The organism is Streptomyces sp. NPDC093260, assembly GCF_040683715.1.
Classification (GTDB): Bacteria; Actinomycetota; Actinomycetes; order Streptomycetales; family Streptomycetaceae; genus Streptomyces; species Streptomyces sennicomposti.
This window is the reverse complement of the sequence record NZ_JBFBEK010000006.1, coordinates 48,496-63,615: the sequence shown is the minus strand read 5'-3', so window position 1 is coordinate 63,615 and position 15,120 is coordinate 48,496. Positions and strand designations below refer to the sequence as shown.

The following is a 15,120-nucleotide window of genomic DNA, read 5'->3' as shown; positions in this document are numbered from 1 at the left end:
CCGTCCGCACGCCCTCAGCGTCTGAGCCGCGCGTTGGTGTGCCGGGTCGGCTCCGCGGCGGCCGGGTCCTCGGGCCAGGGATGCTTCGGATACCGGCCGCGCAACTCAGCCCGTACGCCCTTGTAGCCGTCCCGCCAGAAGGAGGCGAGGTCGGCGGTGACGGCGGCGGGCCGGCCCGCGGGAGAGAGCAGGTGCACCAGCACCGGCGTCCCGGCGAGGACCGGCGACCGGTCCAGCCCGAACATCTCCTGGAGTTTCACCGCGAGCACGGGCTGCTCGGGGTCGCTGTAGTCGACGCGGACCCTGGAGCCGCTGGGGACGGTGATGCGTTCGGGGGCGAGTTCGTCCAGCCGGGCCGCCTCACCCGAGGCCCAGGGCAGCAACCGGGCCAGCGCCTGCCCGGCGTCGATGCGCGCCAGGTCCGCCCGCCGCCGGGCCCGGCTCAGCTCCGGCTCCAGCCACTCCGCCACGCGCGCGTGCAGCGCGTCGTCGCCGACATCGGGCCACGGCGCGCCGAGCCGCCGGTGCAGGAACGCCAGCCGCCGCCTGAGCACCTCGGCCTCCGCCGACCAGCGCAGCAGCCCGAGGCCCTCCTGCCGCAGCCCGTCGAGGAGCGCCGCGCGGACGAGACCGGGGTCAGGGTCGGCGAGGGGGCGCGCCGTCAGTTCCACCGCGCCGAGCCGCTCGACCCGCCGCGCGATGACGTCCCCGCCGGACCAGTGGACCTCCGTCCGCTCCTCGTGCAGCGCCCCGGCAGCGAAACGGGCGATGTCCTCGTCGATCGCGGCGGCGAGCCGCACCCGCGCGTGCGCCCTGCCCAGCGGCCGATCGGCCACGGCGACCACGATCCAGGGCACGCCCCGCAGCGCCGATCCCTCGGCGGGTTCGGCCCGCGTCCCGGAGGCCATCACATAGGAGCCCCCGTCCAGCCGGGCCACCCGCTCGGGAAACGCCAGCGCCCCCACGACCCCGGCGACCCATTCGTCCGAACCCCGTCCGCCTCGGTGTGGGGCGAGAGGCGGGGAGTCCGCGCCCGTGGCCGTCGGGAGGGCGGCGGAATCGGGCCGTACGGTGCCGGGCCGGGTGGTGACCAGGGGCCGTGGTGCCGGCCAACCCGGGCCCACGCCTCCTCCCGCCTCTGTGACTCCGGCTCCCGCGGGCACCTCGTCACCGGAGTCCCGGGGTGGGTGGGAGAGTCCCGACGGCGCCGGCAGGGCACCCCGCAGCCGCCGTACCTCCGACCGCCACCGCGAGGCGTACGCGTCACCTCCGCGGCGAGCGGCCCGCACCGCACCGGCGAGATCGTCGCCGTACTCCCGCGGCGCCTCCTCGCTCAGCAGCGCGACGACCTCCGCGACCCGCTCCCCGCCCCCCGCGCCGGAGGCGTCCAGCAGCGCACGCCCCAGCCGCGGATGCACGCCCAGCCGCGCCAGCCGCATCCCCCGCTCGGTGGCGCGCCCGGCGGAGTCCACCGCGCCGACGGCGGTCAGCACGTCCCGCGCCGCCGCCATCGCCCCGCCCGGCGGCGGATCCAGCAGCGCCAGCCCGGAGGCGTCCGGATCGCCCCAGCAGGCCGCCTGCAGGGCGAACGCGGTCAGATCGGCCACCTTGATCTCCGGCGCGGGGAAACGCGGCAGCCGTCCCTCCTCAGCCTCCGCCCAGCACCGGTACACCGCCCCCGGCGCCTCACGCCCCGCGCGTCCCGCCCGCTGCCGCCCGGCCGCCTGCGAGGCCCGCACGGTCGCCAGCGCGCTCAGCCCGCGCGCGTGGTCCACCCGCGGCTCCCGCGCCAGCCCGGAGTCGACCACCACCCGCACCCCGGGGACAGTCAGCGACGACTCCGCCACGGAGGTGGCCAGCACCACCCGGCGTCGCCGCCCCGGCGTGAGGACTGCCTCCTGCACCTCCGCCGGCGCACGCCCGTGCACCTGGAGCACGTCCACCTCGCCGAGGCCGCCGAGCTGACCGGCGACCCGGGCGATCTCACCGACGCCCGGCAGGAAACACAGCACGTCCCCGGTCCGCTCGGCCAGCGCCCGCCGTACCACCGACGCCACATGCGCCAGCAGCGCGGGGTCCACCCGCAGCCCGTGCGGCGGCCGCACCGGGCGCGCGGGCGGCGCCCACACCACCTCCACCGGATGCGACACGCCCTCCGCCTCGACCACCGGCGCACCGCCCAGCAGCCGCGCCCAGCCCTGCGCGTCCGTGGTCGCCGACGCGGCCACCAGCCGCAGTTCCGGCCGCAGCGTCTCGCGCACGTCCCACAGGAACGCCGCCGCGGTGTCCGCGTCCAGATGCCGTTCGTGGCACTCGTCCAGCACCACCGCGTCCACCCCGGACAGCTCCTGGTCGCGCTGGAGCCGCTGGAGCAGCACACCTGTCGTGACGACCTCCACGCGCGTGTGCCGCCCGACGACCCGCTCCCCGCGCACCGTGTGACCGACGCTCTCGCCGGGTTTCTCGCCCAGCAGCCACGCCATCCGCCGGGCGGCGGCCCGCGCCGCGATACGCCGCGGCTCGGCCACCACGACCCGCCGCGCCGGTCCCTCGCCCAGCAGGCCGGCCAGGGCCAGCGGCACCAGCGTCGTCTTGCCGGTGCCGGGCGGTGCGACGAGCACGGCGGTGCCGTGCCCCTCCAGCGCTGCGTCCAGCGAGGGCAGGGCGCCGCGTACGGGCAGCGTCTCCAGAGCGTCGTAACGGATCACGTCCCCAGTGTCGTACGACGGCGGACGTCACCCGTCCTATGAGTTCTCAGTACCTATGAGTTCTCAGTCCGCTCGTCCACGGAAGTCCTCAGTCCCGCTCGCACACGAAGATCGCCGTGCCCGGGATCAGATGCCCGCGCAGTGGCGACCAGCCGCCCCACTCCGACGTGTTCCAGTCGGGCCACTCCGGCTCGACCAGGTCCACCAGCCGGAAGCCCGAGGTCACCACGTCGCGGATCCGGTCGCCCAGCGTGCGGTGGTGCTCGACGTAGACGGCGAGGCCCTTCTCGTCCTGCTCCACGTACGGCGTGCGGTCGAAGTAGGAGGAGGACACCGACAGCCCCTCCGGGCCCGGCTCGTCCGGGAAGGCCCACCGGATGGGGTGCGTGACCGAGAAGACGAACCGCCCGCCCGGCCGCAGCACCCGGCGCACCTCGCGCAGCACCAGCCGCGGGTCGGCGACGAAGGGCAGCGCCCCGTAGGCCGAGCACGCCAGGTCGAAGGAGCCGTCCGCGAACGGCAGCACCGCCGCGTCCGCGCACACCAGCGGGAACGGTCCGCCGATCCGCAGCGCGTGCTGGAGCTGGCGGTGGGAGAGGTCCAGCGCCACCGGGCGCGCGCCCTGTGCGGCCAGCCAGCGCGAGCACTGCGCAGCGCCGGCGCCGATCTCCAGGACGTCCCGGCCCTTCAGCTCCTCCGGCGGGCCCAGCAGCTCGGCCTCCACCTCGTCCAGCCCCTCGGGGCACCACACGAAGCGGTCGTCGCCGAGGAACGTGCCGTGTTCGACCTGGTACTCGTCGGCGTTCCGGTCCCACCAGCCCCGGTTGGCCCGGACGCTCTCCGTGACGCCGGCCGCGCGGCGGGTGGCCTCCGGATCGGAGGTTTCGAACGGCTCTGGCTCTTGGATGATCGGCTCCCTCGTCGTACTCTTCCGTCCAACCCGCCCCCGGGGCGCGCCGCCGGAAAGGGGTGTCCTGGCGTCGGCATGGCCTCGGGAGGGAAGGTTCTGCGCCGGATATGCGGCGAACCGCCCCGCGTGTGCGGCTTCGCGCATTGACCCTGTCCGGCTGCCCCCGTATGCTACAAGTTGCGCTGCGAGCCTGCGCTCCTCAGACGTAGCAGGCTGCGCTCGCGTCTGTTGTATGTCCCCTCGGTTTTCGAGGCGCCACCAGCGGTTTTGTGTGGTGCTTCTTTGGCTGTCCGGCTTCTTCAGAGCGAAACGGGCTCCTGGCGCAAGCAGTACCTACGACTTCAATGTCCGTACCGGAGCCCTTTCCCACATGACGAGCAGCACCGAGACCACCGCCACCACTCCGCAGGTAGCGGTCAACGACATCGGTAACGAGGAAGCCTTCCTCGCCGCGATCGACGAGACGATCAAGTACTTCAACGACGGCGACATCGTCGACGGCGTCATCGTGAAGGTCGACCGGGACGAGGTCCTGCTCGACATCGGTTACAAGACCGAAGGTGTCATCCCGAGCCGCGAGCTCTCGATCAAGCACGACGTCGACCCCAACGAGGTCGTCGCCGTGGGCGACGAGATCGAGGCCCTGGTCCTCCAGAAGGAGGACAAGGAAGGCCGCCTGATCCTCTCGAAGAAGCGCGCCCAGTACGAGCGTGCCTGGGGCACCATCGAGAAGATCAAGGAAGAAGACGGCATCGTCACCGGTACCGTCATCGAGGTCGTCAAGGGTGGTCTCATCCTCGACATCGGCCTCCGCGGCTTCCTGCCGGCCTCCCTGGTCGAGATGCGCCGTGTCCGCGACCTCCAGCCCTACGTGGGCAAGGAGCTCGAGGCGAAGATCATCGAGCTGGACAAGAACCGCAACAACGTGGTCCTGTCCCGCCGCGCCTGGCTGGAGCAGACCCAGTCCGAGGTCCGCCAGACGTTCCTCACGACCCTCCAGAAGGGTCAGGTCCGCTCCGGTGTGGTCTCCTCGATCGTCAACTTCGGTGCCTTCGTGGACCTGGGTGGCGTCGACGGTCTGGTCCACGTCTCCGAGCTGTCCTGGAAGCACATCGACCACCCCTCCGAGGTCGTCGAGGTCGGCCAGGAGGTCACGGTCGAGGTCCTGGACGTCGACATGGACCGCGAGCGCGTCTCCCTGTCGCTGAAGGCGACCCAGGAAGACCCCTGGCAGCAGTTCGCCCGCACCCACCAGATCGGCCAGGTCGTGCCCGGCAAGGTCACGAAGCTGGTTCCGTTCGGTGCGTTCGTCCGCGTGGACGAGGGCATCGAGGGTCTGGTCCACATCTCCGAGCTGGCCGAGCGCCACGTGGAGATCCCGGAGCAGGTCGTCCAGGTCAACGACGAGATCTTCGTCAAGGTCATCGACATCGACCTCGAGCGCCGTCGCATCAGCCTCTCGCTGAAGCAGGCCAACGAGTCCTTCGGCGCCGACCCGACGGCGGTCGAGTTCGACCCGACGCTGTACGGCATGGCCGCGTCGTACGACGACCAGGGCAACTACATCTACCCCGAGGGCTTCGACCCCGAGACCAATGACTGGCTCGAGGGCTACGAGAAGCAGCGCGAGGAGTGGGAGCGCCAGTACGCCGAGGCGCAGACTCGCTTCGAGCAGCACCAGGCGCAGGTCATCAAGTCCCGCGAGGCGGACGCCCAGGCCGCTGCCGAGGGCGGCGAGGCCGCCGCTCCGGCCGCGTCCGGCGGCGGTTCGTACTCCTCCGAGGGCGGCGACACCTCCGGTGCGCTGGCTTCGGACGAGGCGCTTGCCGCGCTGCGCGAGAAGCTGGCCGGCGGCCAGAGCTGAGCGCTCGCCGCTAGGCGCTAGCAGCCGATGACCACGGCCCGCACCCCACCGGGGTGCGGGCCGTGGCCGTTGTGCGACATGGGTCGCCGCGGGGAGCCCGCCCGGCCCGAGGCGTTTCCCCGAGTGAACCCTCCAGGGAGGGGAATGTCCGCGTCTCGTTCCTCGTTGTGAACCTACGAATACGAGGAGGGGCGGTCACAGTGCTTGATCCGCAGGGTTTGTACGCATGGGAGCCGAAGGGCCTGGCAGTCGTCGACATGGCGCTCGCCCAGGAGTCGGCCGGCCTTGTCATGCTCTACCACTTCGACGGATACATCGACGCGGGCGAGACCGGCGACCAGATCGTCGACGGACTGCTCGACTCGCTGCCCCACCAGGTCGTGGCGCGGTTCGACCACGATCGGCTCGTCGACTACCGGGCGCGCCGCCCGTTGCTGACCTTCAAGCGCGACCGCTGGACCGACTACGAGGAGCCCACCATCGAGGTGCGCCTCGTCCAGGACGCCACCGGCGCGCCCTTCCTGCTGCTGTCCGGCCCCGAGCCGGACGTGGAGTGGGAGCGGTTCACGGCCGCCGTGCGGCAGATCGTTGAGCGGCTCGGCGTACGTCTGTCGGTGAACTTCCACGGCATCCCCATGGGCGTCCCCCACACCCGCCCGGTGGGCCTGACCCCGCACGGCAACCGCAGCGAACTCGTCCCCGGCCACCGCAGCCCCTTCGAGGAGGCGCAGGTGCCGGGCAGTGTCGAGGCGCTGCTGGAGTACCGGCTGATGGAGGCCGGCCACGACGTCCTGGGCGTCGCCGCGCATGTGCCGCACTACATCGCCCGCTCCGCCTACCCCGACGCGGCGCTGACCGTCCTGGAGGCCATCACCTCGGCCACCGGCCTGGTCCTGCCGAGTCTCGCCCACGCCCTGCGCAACGACGCCCACCGCACCCAGACCGAGATCGAGCGGCAGATCCGGGAGGGCGACGAGGAACTCACCGCCCTCGTCCAGGGCCTCGAGCACCAGTACGACGCGGCGGCGGGCGCCGAGACCCGGGGCAACATGCTCGCCGAACCTGTCGAGATCCCCTCCGCGGACGAGATCGGGCGCGAGTTCGAGAAGTTCCTCGCCGAGCGGGAGGGTGACAACTGAGGCGCGACGACCGACGTGCCACGACCGGCGCGCGCCGGCGTGCGCGTGCCGACGCGGGGCCGCGGATGCCGTCGGCGGCCCGGAAGGCACGGTCCCGCCGGGCGCGCCACCGCGGCCAGGGCCTAAGCTGCCGCTCATGCTGAAGGTGGGCCTGACCGGGGGCATCGGAGCCGGTAAGAGCGAGGTGTCGCGGCTGCTCGTGGAGCACGGGGCCGTGCTGATCGACGCCGACCGCATCGCACGCGAGGTGGTCGCCCCGGGCACGCCCGGTCTGGCGGCGGTCGTCGAGGCCTTCGGACCGGACGTGCTCGCCGGGGACGGCGGCCTGGACCGGCCCAAGCTGGGCTCGATCGTCTTCGCCGACCCGGACAAGCTGGCCGTGCTGAACTCCATCGTGCACCCACTGGTCGGGGCCCGCTCGCGCGAGCTGGAGGAGTCCGCCGCCGAGGACGCCGTCGTCGTCCACGACGTCCCGCTCCTGGCCGAGAACGGCCTCGCCCCGCTGTACGACCTGGTGATCGTGGTCGACGCCGCCCCCGAGACCCAGCTCGACCGCCTCGTACGGCTGCGCGGCATGACCGAGGAGGACGCCCGCGCCCGGATGGCCGCGCAGGTGACGCGTGAGAAGCGCCGGGAGATCGCCGACGTGGTCATCGACAACGACGTACCGCTGGAGGAGCTGCGCAAGCGGGTGGACCAGGTCTGGGGCGACCTGGTGCGGCGGACGCGTTCCGCCTGACCGGCGCCGCCCGGAATAGCGGCGGCGGGGCGGGGCGTTGAACCCTCGCAGCGAGGGAAGGACTTTGCTGTGCCCGACACCAGCGGTTCGACCGGACGTACTCCGGAAACGCATGTCATCGACTTCCGCGCCGCCGAGCAGCTGCTCGCCGCGCGGGACCCGCGGGGCGCGGTGAAGCTGCTCGACCGGGTCATCGCCGCGCACCCGGAGAACACCGCGGCCCGGTTGCTGCGCGCGCGTGCCTTCTTCGCGGCGGCGCAGCTCCGACCCGCCGAGCTGGAGTTCACCGTCGTCCTGGAGCGCGAGCCGGACAACGCGTTCGCCCACTTCGCGCTCGGCCGCACCTACGAGCGCCAGGGCCGCCCCGACCAGGCCAAACGGCACTTCCGGCTGGCCGCGGCGCTGGACCCGAACCCGGAGTACCTGCAGCGCGCCCGCTTCGACACCTGACCGGCGCCGGTCCGCGCGGGCGCGGCCACGGGCTCTACGGGCGTCTGCGACCGGGCGGCTGGTACGGCGGGACGTCGCGGCCCGGCTGGTAGTGCGGGCCCTGCCGCAGATGCCGGACGATCAGCGTGAAGTCGACCGCGATCACCAGCCACAGCACTCCGCAGGCCGCCGCCCACCCGGGCCGCCCCACCAGTGTGAACGCGGCCGTGCCGAACATCGCCCAGACCAGCCCCCACACACTCAGCCACAACCGCGCCCGCAGAGCACTGCGCGCGGTCGTCGGCTCACTGCCGGTACGCATCGCTACTCACCACTCCTCTCTGCAAGGTACTCCTCCGGCGGCCCTCGCTCACTCGTACGGGTGAAGACGTACGAGACGGGAACGGGCGTCCGGGCGCGAGCCGTTCTCCGGACATGAAACTGAAGAGGCGTCAGGGATATCAGGGCACGGGACCGGGGCCGATCACACCGGACGGCTGCGCGGTCGAGTTGTACAGCCGTATGAGCGTGCGGGACGAGCCGGACATCATCGCCGCAGCCGTGCCGGCGGGCGCGCACATCCTGGAACTCGGCTGCGGCGTGGGCCGCGTGACCCACCCGCTGCTGGAGCGCGGCTTCACCGTCACGGCGGTGGACGAGTCACCGGAGATGCTGGAGCGGGTGCGGGGCGCGCGGACCATATGCGGGCCGATCGAGGACCTGGAGCTGGGAGAGACTTTCGACGTCGTGATGCTCGCGTCGTTCCTGGTGCACGCGGGCGACCCGGAGGTGCGGCGCGGCCTGCTGCGTGCCTGCGCGCGGCATGTCGCCGAGGACGGCTGCGTGCTGATCCAGCGGGAGGGCGCGGACTACCACACGAACCTGCCGCGCGAGCGGCTGGACTCCGCGGGGGGCATCGTACGGATCCTGTCGGCCGAGCCGGTCGGCGACGGGGTGAACTCGGTCCGCGCGGAGTACGAGTTCCCGGACGCCGTGTGGACGCATACGTTCCTCTCCCGGCCGCTGACCCCGCGGCAGTTCGAGGCGGCGCTGGCGGAGGCGGGACTGCGGGTCGACAGATGCCTGACCGACGACGGGACGTGGGTGCGTGCGGTGCCCATGCGATGAGATTCGCGGTGCGGGCCGGTCTACCTCTGCGACAGCACGACGACACACTGCTTCCCGGAGGACCCCATGTCCGAGACCGCCGCTCCCACTACCGCCCCCTCCGCCGCACTGCGCGTCCTGCGCGTCGTCCAGGTGGCGCTGGCCCTGTTCTACGGCCTGGCGAGCGCGCTGCCCAAGCTCATCGCGCACCCCTCGGCGGTGGAGTCCTTCGACCGGATGGGCTGGAGCGACGCGGGCATGTACACCATCGGCGCGTTGGAGCTGGCCGGGGCCGTGGCCCTGCTGATCCCGGTGCTCCAGTCGGTGGCGGCGCTGGCGCTGGGCGCGCTGATGGTCGGCGCGTTCGTCGTCCAGCTCACCGTCTTCGACGCAGAGAACGCGGCGACCCCGCTCGTCCTGATCGTTCCGCTCGCCCTCATCGCCTGGGCCCGCCGCGAACACAACAAGGAACTGCTGCGCCTGCTGCTGCGCCGCGCGTGACCATCTCGCCGCGACCGCGCGCCAGGGCGTGGACGGCCCACCGGCGTAAGGGGCCAGCGGCCGGCCTGCCCGGTCGAAGCCCGCGAGGGCGGACGGCCCACCCGGCGGGAGCCCGGGAAGGCAGACGGCCCCACCCCGGCGGAAGTCCTGGGAGTCGGACGGCCGTCCCGGGGAGGCCGGGGAAGGTGTCAGCGGCTGTTCCGTGGGCGGCCGGACGGGCCGCTCGGGCCGTCGAGGCCGCCCATGTCGCGCAGACGCTCCAGCTCCCGGCGGTCCCGCTTGGTGGGACGGCCGGTGCCCCGGTCGCGGACCGCGACGGGCGCCACGGCCTCGCGGGGCGGGGGCGGAGGGGAGTTGTCGAGGTAACACTGCACGGCCACCGGAGCGCCGACGCGCTTGCGGATCAGCCGGGTGACGACGACGATCCGCTCCCGTCCCTCGGCTCCCCGCAGCCGCACCTCGTCGCCGACGCGGACGGAGTGGGCGGGCTTGACCCGCTCGCCGTTCACCCGGACGTGGCCGCCCCGGCAGGCGGTGGCGCCGACGGAGCGTGTCTTGACCAGGCGGACGGCCCAGATCCAGCTGTCGATCCGCACGCTCTCACCGCTCGCCGGACCGGCCGCCTCGGCGGCGGCGACGGCTGCGGCGACCTTGGGGTCCACGGCGGTCGCGGACGGTCCGGCGGAACCCTCCCCGCTCCCGTCCTGCCCATGGTCCATGTCGTCCTCCGAAGCCATGGCTCCGACCTTAGCCGCCCGGGCCCCGCGTGCCGTACGAATTTACGGTGGAGCCATGGGCAAGGGCAGGGCTATGGACACGGACAGCGGCAGTCTCGCCGCGCTCGACGGGCGGATCAGTGAGTGCCGGGCCTGCCCGCGCCTGGTGGAGTGGCGGGAGGAGGTGGCCCGTACCAAACGGGCCGCGTTCGCCGACTGGACGTACTGGGGCCGGCCGGTGCCGGGGTTCGGCCCGCCGGACGCCCGGCTGCTGATCGTGGGCCTGGCCCCGGCCGCGCACGGCGCCAACCGCACCGGCCGTATGTTCACCGGTGACCGCTCCGGCGACGTCCTCTACCGGGCGCTGTACGACCTGGGGCTCGCCTCGCAGCCCACTGCCGTGTCCGCCGACGACGGACTGGAACTGCACGGGGTGCGGATCACCTCGCCCGTGCACTGCGCCCCACCCGCCAACAAGCCGACGCCCGCAGAACGCGACACCTGCCGCCCCTGGCTGGTCCGGGAACTGCACCTGCTGCGCCCCACCCTCCGGTCGGTCGTCGTGCTCGGTGCCTTCGGCTGGCAGGCCGCGCTGCCCGCGTTCGCGGCGGCCGGATGGACGGTGCCCCGTCCCCGCCCCGCCTTCGCCCACGGCGCCCGCGTCCCGCTCGGCGGCGTCGACCTCTTTGGCTGCTTCCACGTCAGCCAGCGCAACACCTTCACCGGGCGGCTCACCGCCGAGATGCTCCGCGAGGTCCTGCGCGCGGCGGCCCGGACGGCGGACCTTCTGTGAACACCCGCCGTTTCCAAAAGGGCGCGGAAAGTGATCGGTTACGCCAGAAGTGTGAGGTCGGACGCACTTTTGGCATGGAACTCGTGTCGAGTACGTCTCAGTAGCGTTACTGAGCGAGCCGTTCCCCCCATGCTTGGCGTTTAAATCTCCGAGTACGACATCGTGGAGGTGCAGGGTGAATGGGCGAACGGTGCTAGAGCGCTTTCCCGCCGGTGGTCCGCGCGGATCGTGGCCGGCGGAGGAATTCGCGCATGCGCGGCGTCTGGAAGGCCTGCCGGCCGAGGTCGTCATGGACCTGGCTTCGGACACCTTCCTGGTGGTCGTCCGCAGCGGCGAGGGCGGCGACGTGAGCGCCTGAGCGGTGCCGGACGGTGCCGGCTTCGAGGATGACGTGAACACGACTCTCTTGGTGCGTTCCGGCGCCGGGACGCTTCCGGGTGCGCCCGCCGTCAGCCCGCCTTCGGGGCGGCCGGGACCTTGGCCGCGAACTGCTCCGCCTGAAGCGCGTACAGCTCCGCGTACAGACCACCGGCGGCCAGCAGCTGCTCCGGCGGGCCGGACTCCACCAGCCGGCCCTGGTCGAGGACGTGCACCAGATCGGCTTGGCGCACGGACGCCAGCCGGTGCGTGATCAGCACCACGGTCTGCCCGCTGTCCGCCAGCTTCCTGATCCGCTCGAAAACCTCCAGCTCGGCCCGGGCGTCGAGCGCCGCCGTCGGCTCGTCCACGATCAGGACGCGGCCTCGCCGGTAGGCGGCCCGCGCGATGCCCAGCCGCTGCCACTGGCCGCCGGACAGCTCGTGCCCGCCGCTGAAGTTGCGCGCCAGCAGCGTGTCCAGGCCGCGCGGCAGGTCCGCGACCACCTCCTGAGCGCCCGCGTCGGCCACCGCATCCGCCACCCGCTGGTCGGTGAGCGGCGCCGAGGACCGGCCCACCGCCACATTGACCCGCGCGGTGAACGGCCAGCGCTTGAAGTCCTGCGCCACCATCGCGATCCGCTCCGCGAGCGCGTGCCGGTCCGCGTCCGCCGCATCCACGTCGTCCCACAGGATGCGGCCCCGGTCCGGGGTGTAGAGCCCGGCCAGCAGTTTCACCAGCGTGGTCTTGCCGGAGCCGTTCTCGCCGACCAGGGCCACGATCCGGCCCAGCGGAATCGTCAGGGACACGTCATCCAGGGCCGGGCGGTCCGTCCCCGACGCGCTCGGGTAGCCGAACGTGACGTGCTCGAAGCGGATCACGCGCGGGTCTTCAGGCAGCGGCCTGCCGCCGGCCGGGACGGCCCGTTTCTCCGCCTCGGTGTACAGGCGCTGCAGATCGCCGACGAACAGGGCCTCCTCGTGCAGCTGGTTGACCTCCAGGACGAGGGTGTCCAGGCTCGCCGAGCCGGTGCGGATCGCGATGACCGCCGTACCGGCCACGGACAGCGCCATCGCCCCGGCCAGCAGCAGCCCGCCCAGCGTCGCGTACGTCGCCACCGTCGCCAGCCCCGTCCAGCCCGCCGCGAACAGGCCCGTGCGCGCCGCCAGCCGGGCCAGCCGGGCCTGTTCCGCCTCGGCGGTCTCCGACATCTGCCGGTAGTGGTGCAGCAGGAACGGCCCCACACCGTGCACCCGGATCTCCGGGGCCGCCGCCGGTTCGGTGAGCAGACCGCTGAGCAGGTGCCCCGCGCGCGCGTGCTGCACCCAGATGTGGAAGGACTCGTAGCGCCGCCGCGCGTTGGTCAGCGCGCTCCACGCGCTCGGCAGGGTCATGGTCACCAGCAGCGGCAGCAGCGCCCAGTGCAGTACGGTCAGCACGCCCGCCGCCGCGACCAGCGAGATCATGGCGTTCACCACGCGTGTGCCGTACATGATCATCCGGCGGGCGGAGGCGGCCCCGTACTGCGCCGTGTCCAGCAGTTTGTGGAAGGCGTGGTCCTCGATCGCGGCCAGCTCCACCCCCGCCGCCCGCTCCAGGTACAGCTCGGTCGCCACCCGTTCGACCTTCGGTTCCAGCCGCCCGGTGGCGTAGGTGGACGCGGCCCGCAGCAGGGCGCCGGCCAGCGTCACCGCCGCCATGACGACCAGCGCGGGCAAGGCGCCGCGCAGCCGGTCCTCCAGCGCGCCGTCGCCGAACACCCGGCTGAGCACGCTGTTCACCGCGAGCAGGCTGACCGCCTGCGCGACGCCCCGGACCGCCTCGGCGGCCAGCACCGTGTTCGTGGCCCGCCGGTCGGCCTGCCGGGCCAGCCGGAAACTGGCGGCCAGCAGTCCGGGCAGCCGCCGCACCATGCCCCGGAAGTTCAGCTCCAGGAAGGCGTCGTTGTGCTGGTTCCAGCCGGTGTCGTAGCGCAGCGGGCCGCCGAAGAGCAGCTGCTCGGACTCGGAGACCTCGGGTGCGGGTGTCCCGGGTGTGCTCGTACCGTCGCCTCGCCCGCGCCTCAGCTCCACCGATGGCCTCCCCGATCGTGAATGGAGGCCACTATCGCGGGGCGGGGCCGTGCACGGCAGGGCGCGCGGCCGGACGGCCGGAGCGCGCGGGCGCGTACGACCGACCGCCGTTCGGCGCCCGTGCGGCTCGGGTGCGGCAGGGGTCGCGCGCGGGCGCGGCAGTCGCGCCCGCGCCGTTCGCGTGCCGCGCGGCACGCTCCCGCTCGGCCGCCGCCCGGCCTTCGTTCAGGCGCTGACCGGGCGGGACCAGGCCGGCGTCGTGCCCGTCACCCGGCACAGGGCCAGGTAGAGGGGGATCGGCGGGGTGTAGGGCACCGTGCCGGACGGCTGGTGGATCAGGGTGGGCAGCCGGTCCGTGTGCGGGGCGTCCGGGAGCACCGCGCCGGTGGCGTAATGCGCGGCGTCGGGCCAGCGCAGCGCGTAGTCGGAGTCGGCCGGGACGATCCACCACCAGTGCTTCTCGTCGGCGTAGACGCAGCCCACGCGGGGCAGCCGCGGCATCAGCGGGGGACCGAGGTGGGCGGGCACGGCGACGGCGTCGCAGCCCAGGGGGAGCGTCATGCCGGCCGGCAGCGGCAGTCTGCGCAGCCCGCCGGACGACCCGGTGCGCCCGGCTCCCTCGCCCGTGCCGACGCCCTCGGCCGCCTCGGCGGCGCCGGGGCGCAGGCGGCCGTCCGGCGCGCCGGGCGCGTGCGTCTCGCGCCCCAGGCGTACGAGCGTGTCCAGGCTCAGCACCGGTCCCGGGCCGGAACCACCGCTCACAGCCATACGGCCCCCGTTCCGTGTGTCGTCGCGTGCGGTGCGCCGTGCCGTGCGGCACGGCCGGTCCGCGAGGAGTCCTCGGTGTCCCGGTGCGGGTGCGGATGAGGGTGGCGGTCCGGAGCGGGGCGGGGGGCGCCCCAGCCGAGGTCGTCCCGGGCCTCACGGCGGGCACGGCCCGCACGGTCGTCCCCGGACCCGGCCTGACGGCCGACGCCGGGCGCGGTCCCGGCCGCACGCGCCGGGCCGGCCTCGGAGTCCTGGTCGAGCCCGGTCCCGGTCCCGCGTCCCTGGCGCAGTCCGCCTCCGTGGTCGTCGCCCGGCTCGGTTTCGCGGGCGCGGCCGGGGGCCGCCTCGCGGCCGGAGCCGGATACGGCCCGGTGGGCGCCGGTGCTCCCCGGCTCGCGGCCGTCGGCGGACGCGGCCCGCCGGGCGTCGCCCGGCTCCGTGCCCTCGGCGGAAGCCGTGCCCGCGGACGTCCTGTCCACAGGAGCCGTCCCCGCGGGGCCCGCCTCCGCGGCCGTACGCGTCAGTTCCGCCCACACCACGAGTCCCGGGCCGTGCTCGCGCGTGCCCCAGGCGTGGCACAGGGCCTCCACCAGCATCAGCCCCCGGCCGTGCTCCTCCTCCGGGCGCTGCGGAGAGGGGTGCGGCTCGCCCGGCGCGCAGCCCTCGTCACGCACGGCGATGCGCACCAGGCCCGCGCCGTCGGACAGCTCGCAGACGACCCGCCTGCTGGCCGTGTGCACGATGGCGTTGGTGACCAGCTCGGAGACGACCAGAGCCGCGGTGTCACAGGTGTCCTCGTCCACCGACCAGCCGGTCAGCCGGGCCCTGGTCAGGCGTCTGGCCTGGGCCGGGGAACCCGGATGCGCGGCCAGCTCGAAGCGGAACCGGCGCTCGGCGGCGGCCCCGTCGGGGCCCGTCGCCGTACCGGTGCCGAGGTCGAGAAGGCCCGCGGCGGCGGCTGTTCCTAAGGGCGGGGACGGAATCACGCTTGCCACTATCGCCCCCGCCTCGAACACT

14 protein-coding genes and 1 pseudogene are annotated in these 15,120 nt (G+C 73.6%); 8 read left to right on the top strand and 7 right to left on the bottom strand.

Going from position 1 to position 15,120, the window contains the following annotated elements:
* Positions 1 to 14: 14 nt before the first annotated feature.
* Together AB0N63_RS09825 and AB0N63_RS09820 are read right to left on the bottom strand one after the other, a co-directional pair.
* Positions 15 to 2,708 (bottom strand): ATP-dependent helicase C-terminal domain-containing protein, encoded by a 2,694-nt coding sequence (locus AB0N63_RS09825; RefSeq protein WP_365526586.1) that lies wholly within the window; start codon positions 2,706 to 2,708, stop codon positions 15 to 17.
* Between the two features lie 88 nt (positions 2,709 to 2,796).
* Positions 2,797 to 3,762, bottom strand: a complete 966-nt coding sequence (locus AB0N63_RS09820; protein ID WP_365526584.1) for a class I SAM-dependent methyltransferase — start codon at positions 3,760 to 3,762, stop codon at positions 2,797 to 2,799.
* Positions 3,763 to 3,988: 226 nt separating this feature from the next.
* On the opposite strand from AB0N63_RS09820, the gene rpsA reads away from it, so the two are divergent.
* The 4 genes from rpsA to AB0N63_RS09800 all read left to right on the top strand — a co-directional run bounded on the left by rpsA (position 3,989) and on the right by AB0N63_RS09800 (position 7,810).
* Entirely contained in the window at positions 3,989 to 5,482 is a 1,494-nt protein-coding gene (gene rpsA / locus AB0N63_RS09815; RefSeq protein ID WP_365526582.1) for a 30S ribosomal protein S1, read from the top strand.
* A gap of 200 nt (positions 5,483 to 5,682) precedes the next feature.
* Positions 5,683 to 6,621, top strand: a complete 939-nt coding sequence (locus AB0N63_RS09810) for a PAC2 family protein (RefSeq protein WP_009188030.1) — start codon at positions 5,683 to 5,685, stop codon at positions 6,619 to 6,621.
* A 136-nt stretch (positions 6,622 to 6,757) separates the two neighbouring features.
* Entirely contained in the window at positions 6,758 to 7,360 is a 603-nt protein-coding gene (gene coaE / locus AB0N63_RS09805; RefSeq protein ID WP_365526580.1) for a dephospho-CoA kinase, read from the top strand.
* 69 nt (positions 7,361 to 7,429) lie between these two features.
* Positions 7,430 to 7,810, top strand: coding sequence for a tetratricopeptide repeat protein (locus tag AB0N63_RS09800; protein ID WP_365526577.1), 381 nt, complete (start codon positions 7,430 to 7,432; stop codon positions 7,808 to 7,810).
* A 34-nt stretch (positions 7,811 to 7,844) separates the two neighbouring features.
* Here AB0N63_RS09800 and AB0N63_RS09795 read toward each other — a convergent pair whose 3' ends face one another.
* Positions 7,845 to 8,111 carry a DUF6343 family protein gene (locus tag AB0N63_RS09795; protein WP_365526575.1) on the bottom strand — a complete coding sequence of 89 codons (267 nt, stop codon included), beginning with the start codon at positions 8,109 to 8,111 and terminating at the stop codon, positions 7,845 to 7,847.
* 113 nt (positions 8,112 to 8,224) lie between these two features.
* Between AB0N63_RS09795 and AB0N63_RS09790 the strand changes: the two genes are divergently transcribed.
* Together AB0N63_RS09790 and AB0N63_RS09785 are read left to right on the top strand one after the other, a co-directional pair.
* Positions 8,225 to 8,917 (top strand): methyltransferase domain-containing protein, encoded by a 693-nt coding sequence (locus AB0N63_RS09790; RefSeq protein WP_365526573.1) that lies wholly within the window; start codon positions 8,225 to 8,227, stop codon positions 8,915 to 8,917.
* Between the two features lie 66 nt (positions 8,918 to 8,983).
* Positions 8,984 to 9,397, top strand: a complete 414-nt coding sequence (locus tag AB0N63_RS09785; protein WP_365526571.1) for a DoxX family protein — start codon at positions 8,984 to 8,986, stop codon at positions 9,395 to 9,397.
* Between the two features lie 188 nt (positions 9,398 to 9,585).
* Here AB0N63_RS09785 and AB0N63_RS09780 read toward each other — a convergent pair whose 3' ends face one another.
* Positions 9,586 to 10,134 (bottom strand): RNA-binding S4 domain-containing protein, encoded by a 549-nt coding sequence (locus tag AB0N63_RS09780; protein ID WP_365526569.1) that lies wholly within the window; start codon positions 10,132 to 10,134, stop codon positions 9,586 to 9,588.
* Between the two features lie 73 nt (positions 10,135 to 10,207).
* Between AB0N63_RS09780 and AB0N63_RS09775 the strand changes: the two genes are divergently transcribed.
* The gene (locus AB0N63_RS09775) at positions 10,208 to 10,906 is read left to right on the top strand and encodes a uracil-DNA glycosylase (protein ID WP_365527036.1); all 699 of its coding nucleotides are present in this window, start codon (positions 10,208 to 10,210) and stop codon (positions 10,904 to 10,906) included.
* Positions 10,907 to 11,081: 175 nt separating this feature from the next.
* On the top strand, positions 11,082 to 11,264 hold the full coding sequence (locus AB0N63_RS09770; protein WP_365526567.1) for a hypothetical protein: 183 nt from the start codon (positions 11,082 to 11,084) through the stop codon (positions 11,262 to 11,264).
* Positions 11,265 to 11,355: 91 nt separating this feature from the next.
* Here AB0N63_RS09770 and AB0N63_RS09765 read toward each other — a convergent pair whose 3' ends face one another.
* The 3 genes and pseudogenes from AB0N63_RS09765 to AB0N63_RS09755 all read right to left on the bottom strand — a co-directional run.
* Positions 11,356 to 13,335 (bottom strand): ABC transporter ATP-binding protein, encoded by a 1,980-nt coding sequence (locus AB0N63_RS09765; RefSeq protein WP_365526565.1) that lies wholly within the window; start codon positions 13,333 to 13,335, stop codon positions 11,356 to 11,358.
* A gap of 225 nt (positions 13,336 to 13,560) precedes the next feature.
* Positions 13,561 to 14,103 (bottom strand): hypothetical protein, encoded by a 543-nt coding sequence (locus AB0N63_RS09760; RefSeq protein ID WP_365526562.1) that lies wholly within the window; start codon positions 14,101 to 14,103, stop codon positions 13,561 to 13,563.
* Positions 14,104 to 14,618: 515 nt separating this feature from the next.
* Positions 14,619 to 15,098, bottom strand: a pseudogene (locus tag AB0N63_RS09755) (ATP-binding protein); the annotation flags it as partial.
* Between the last annotated feature and the right edge of the window lie 22 nt (positions 15,099 to 15,120).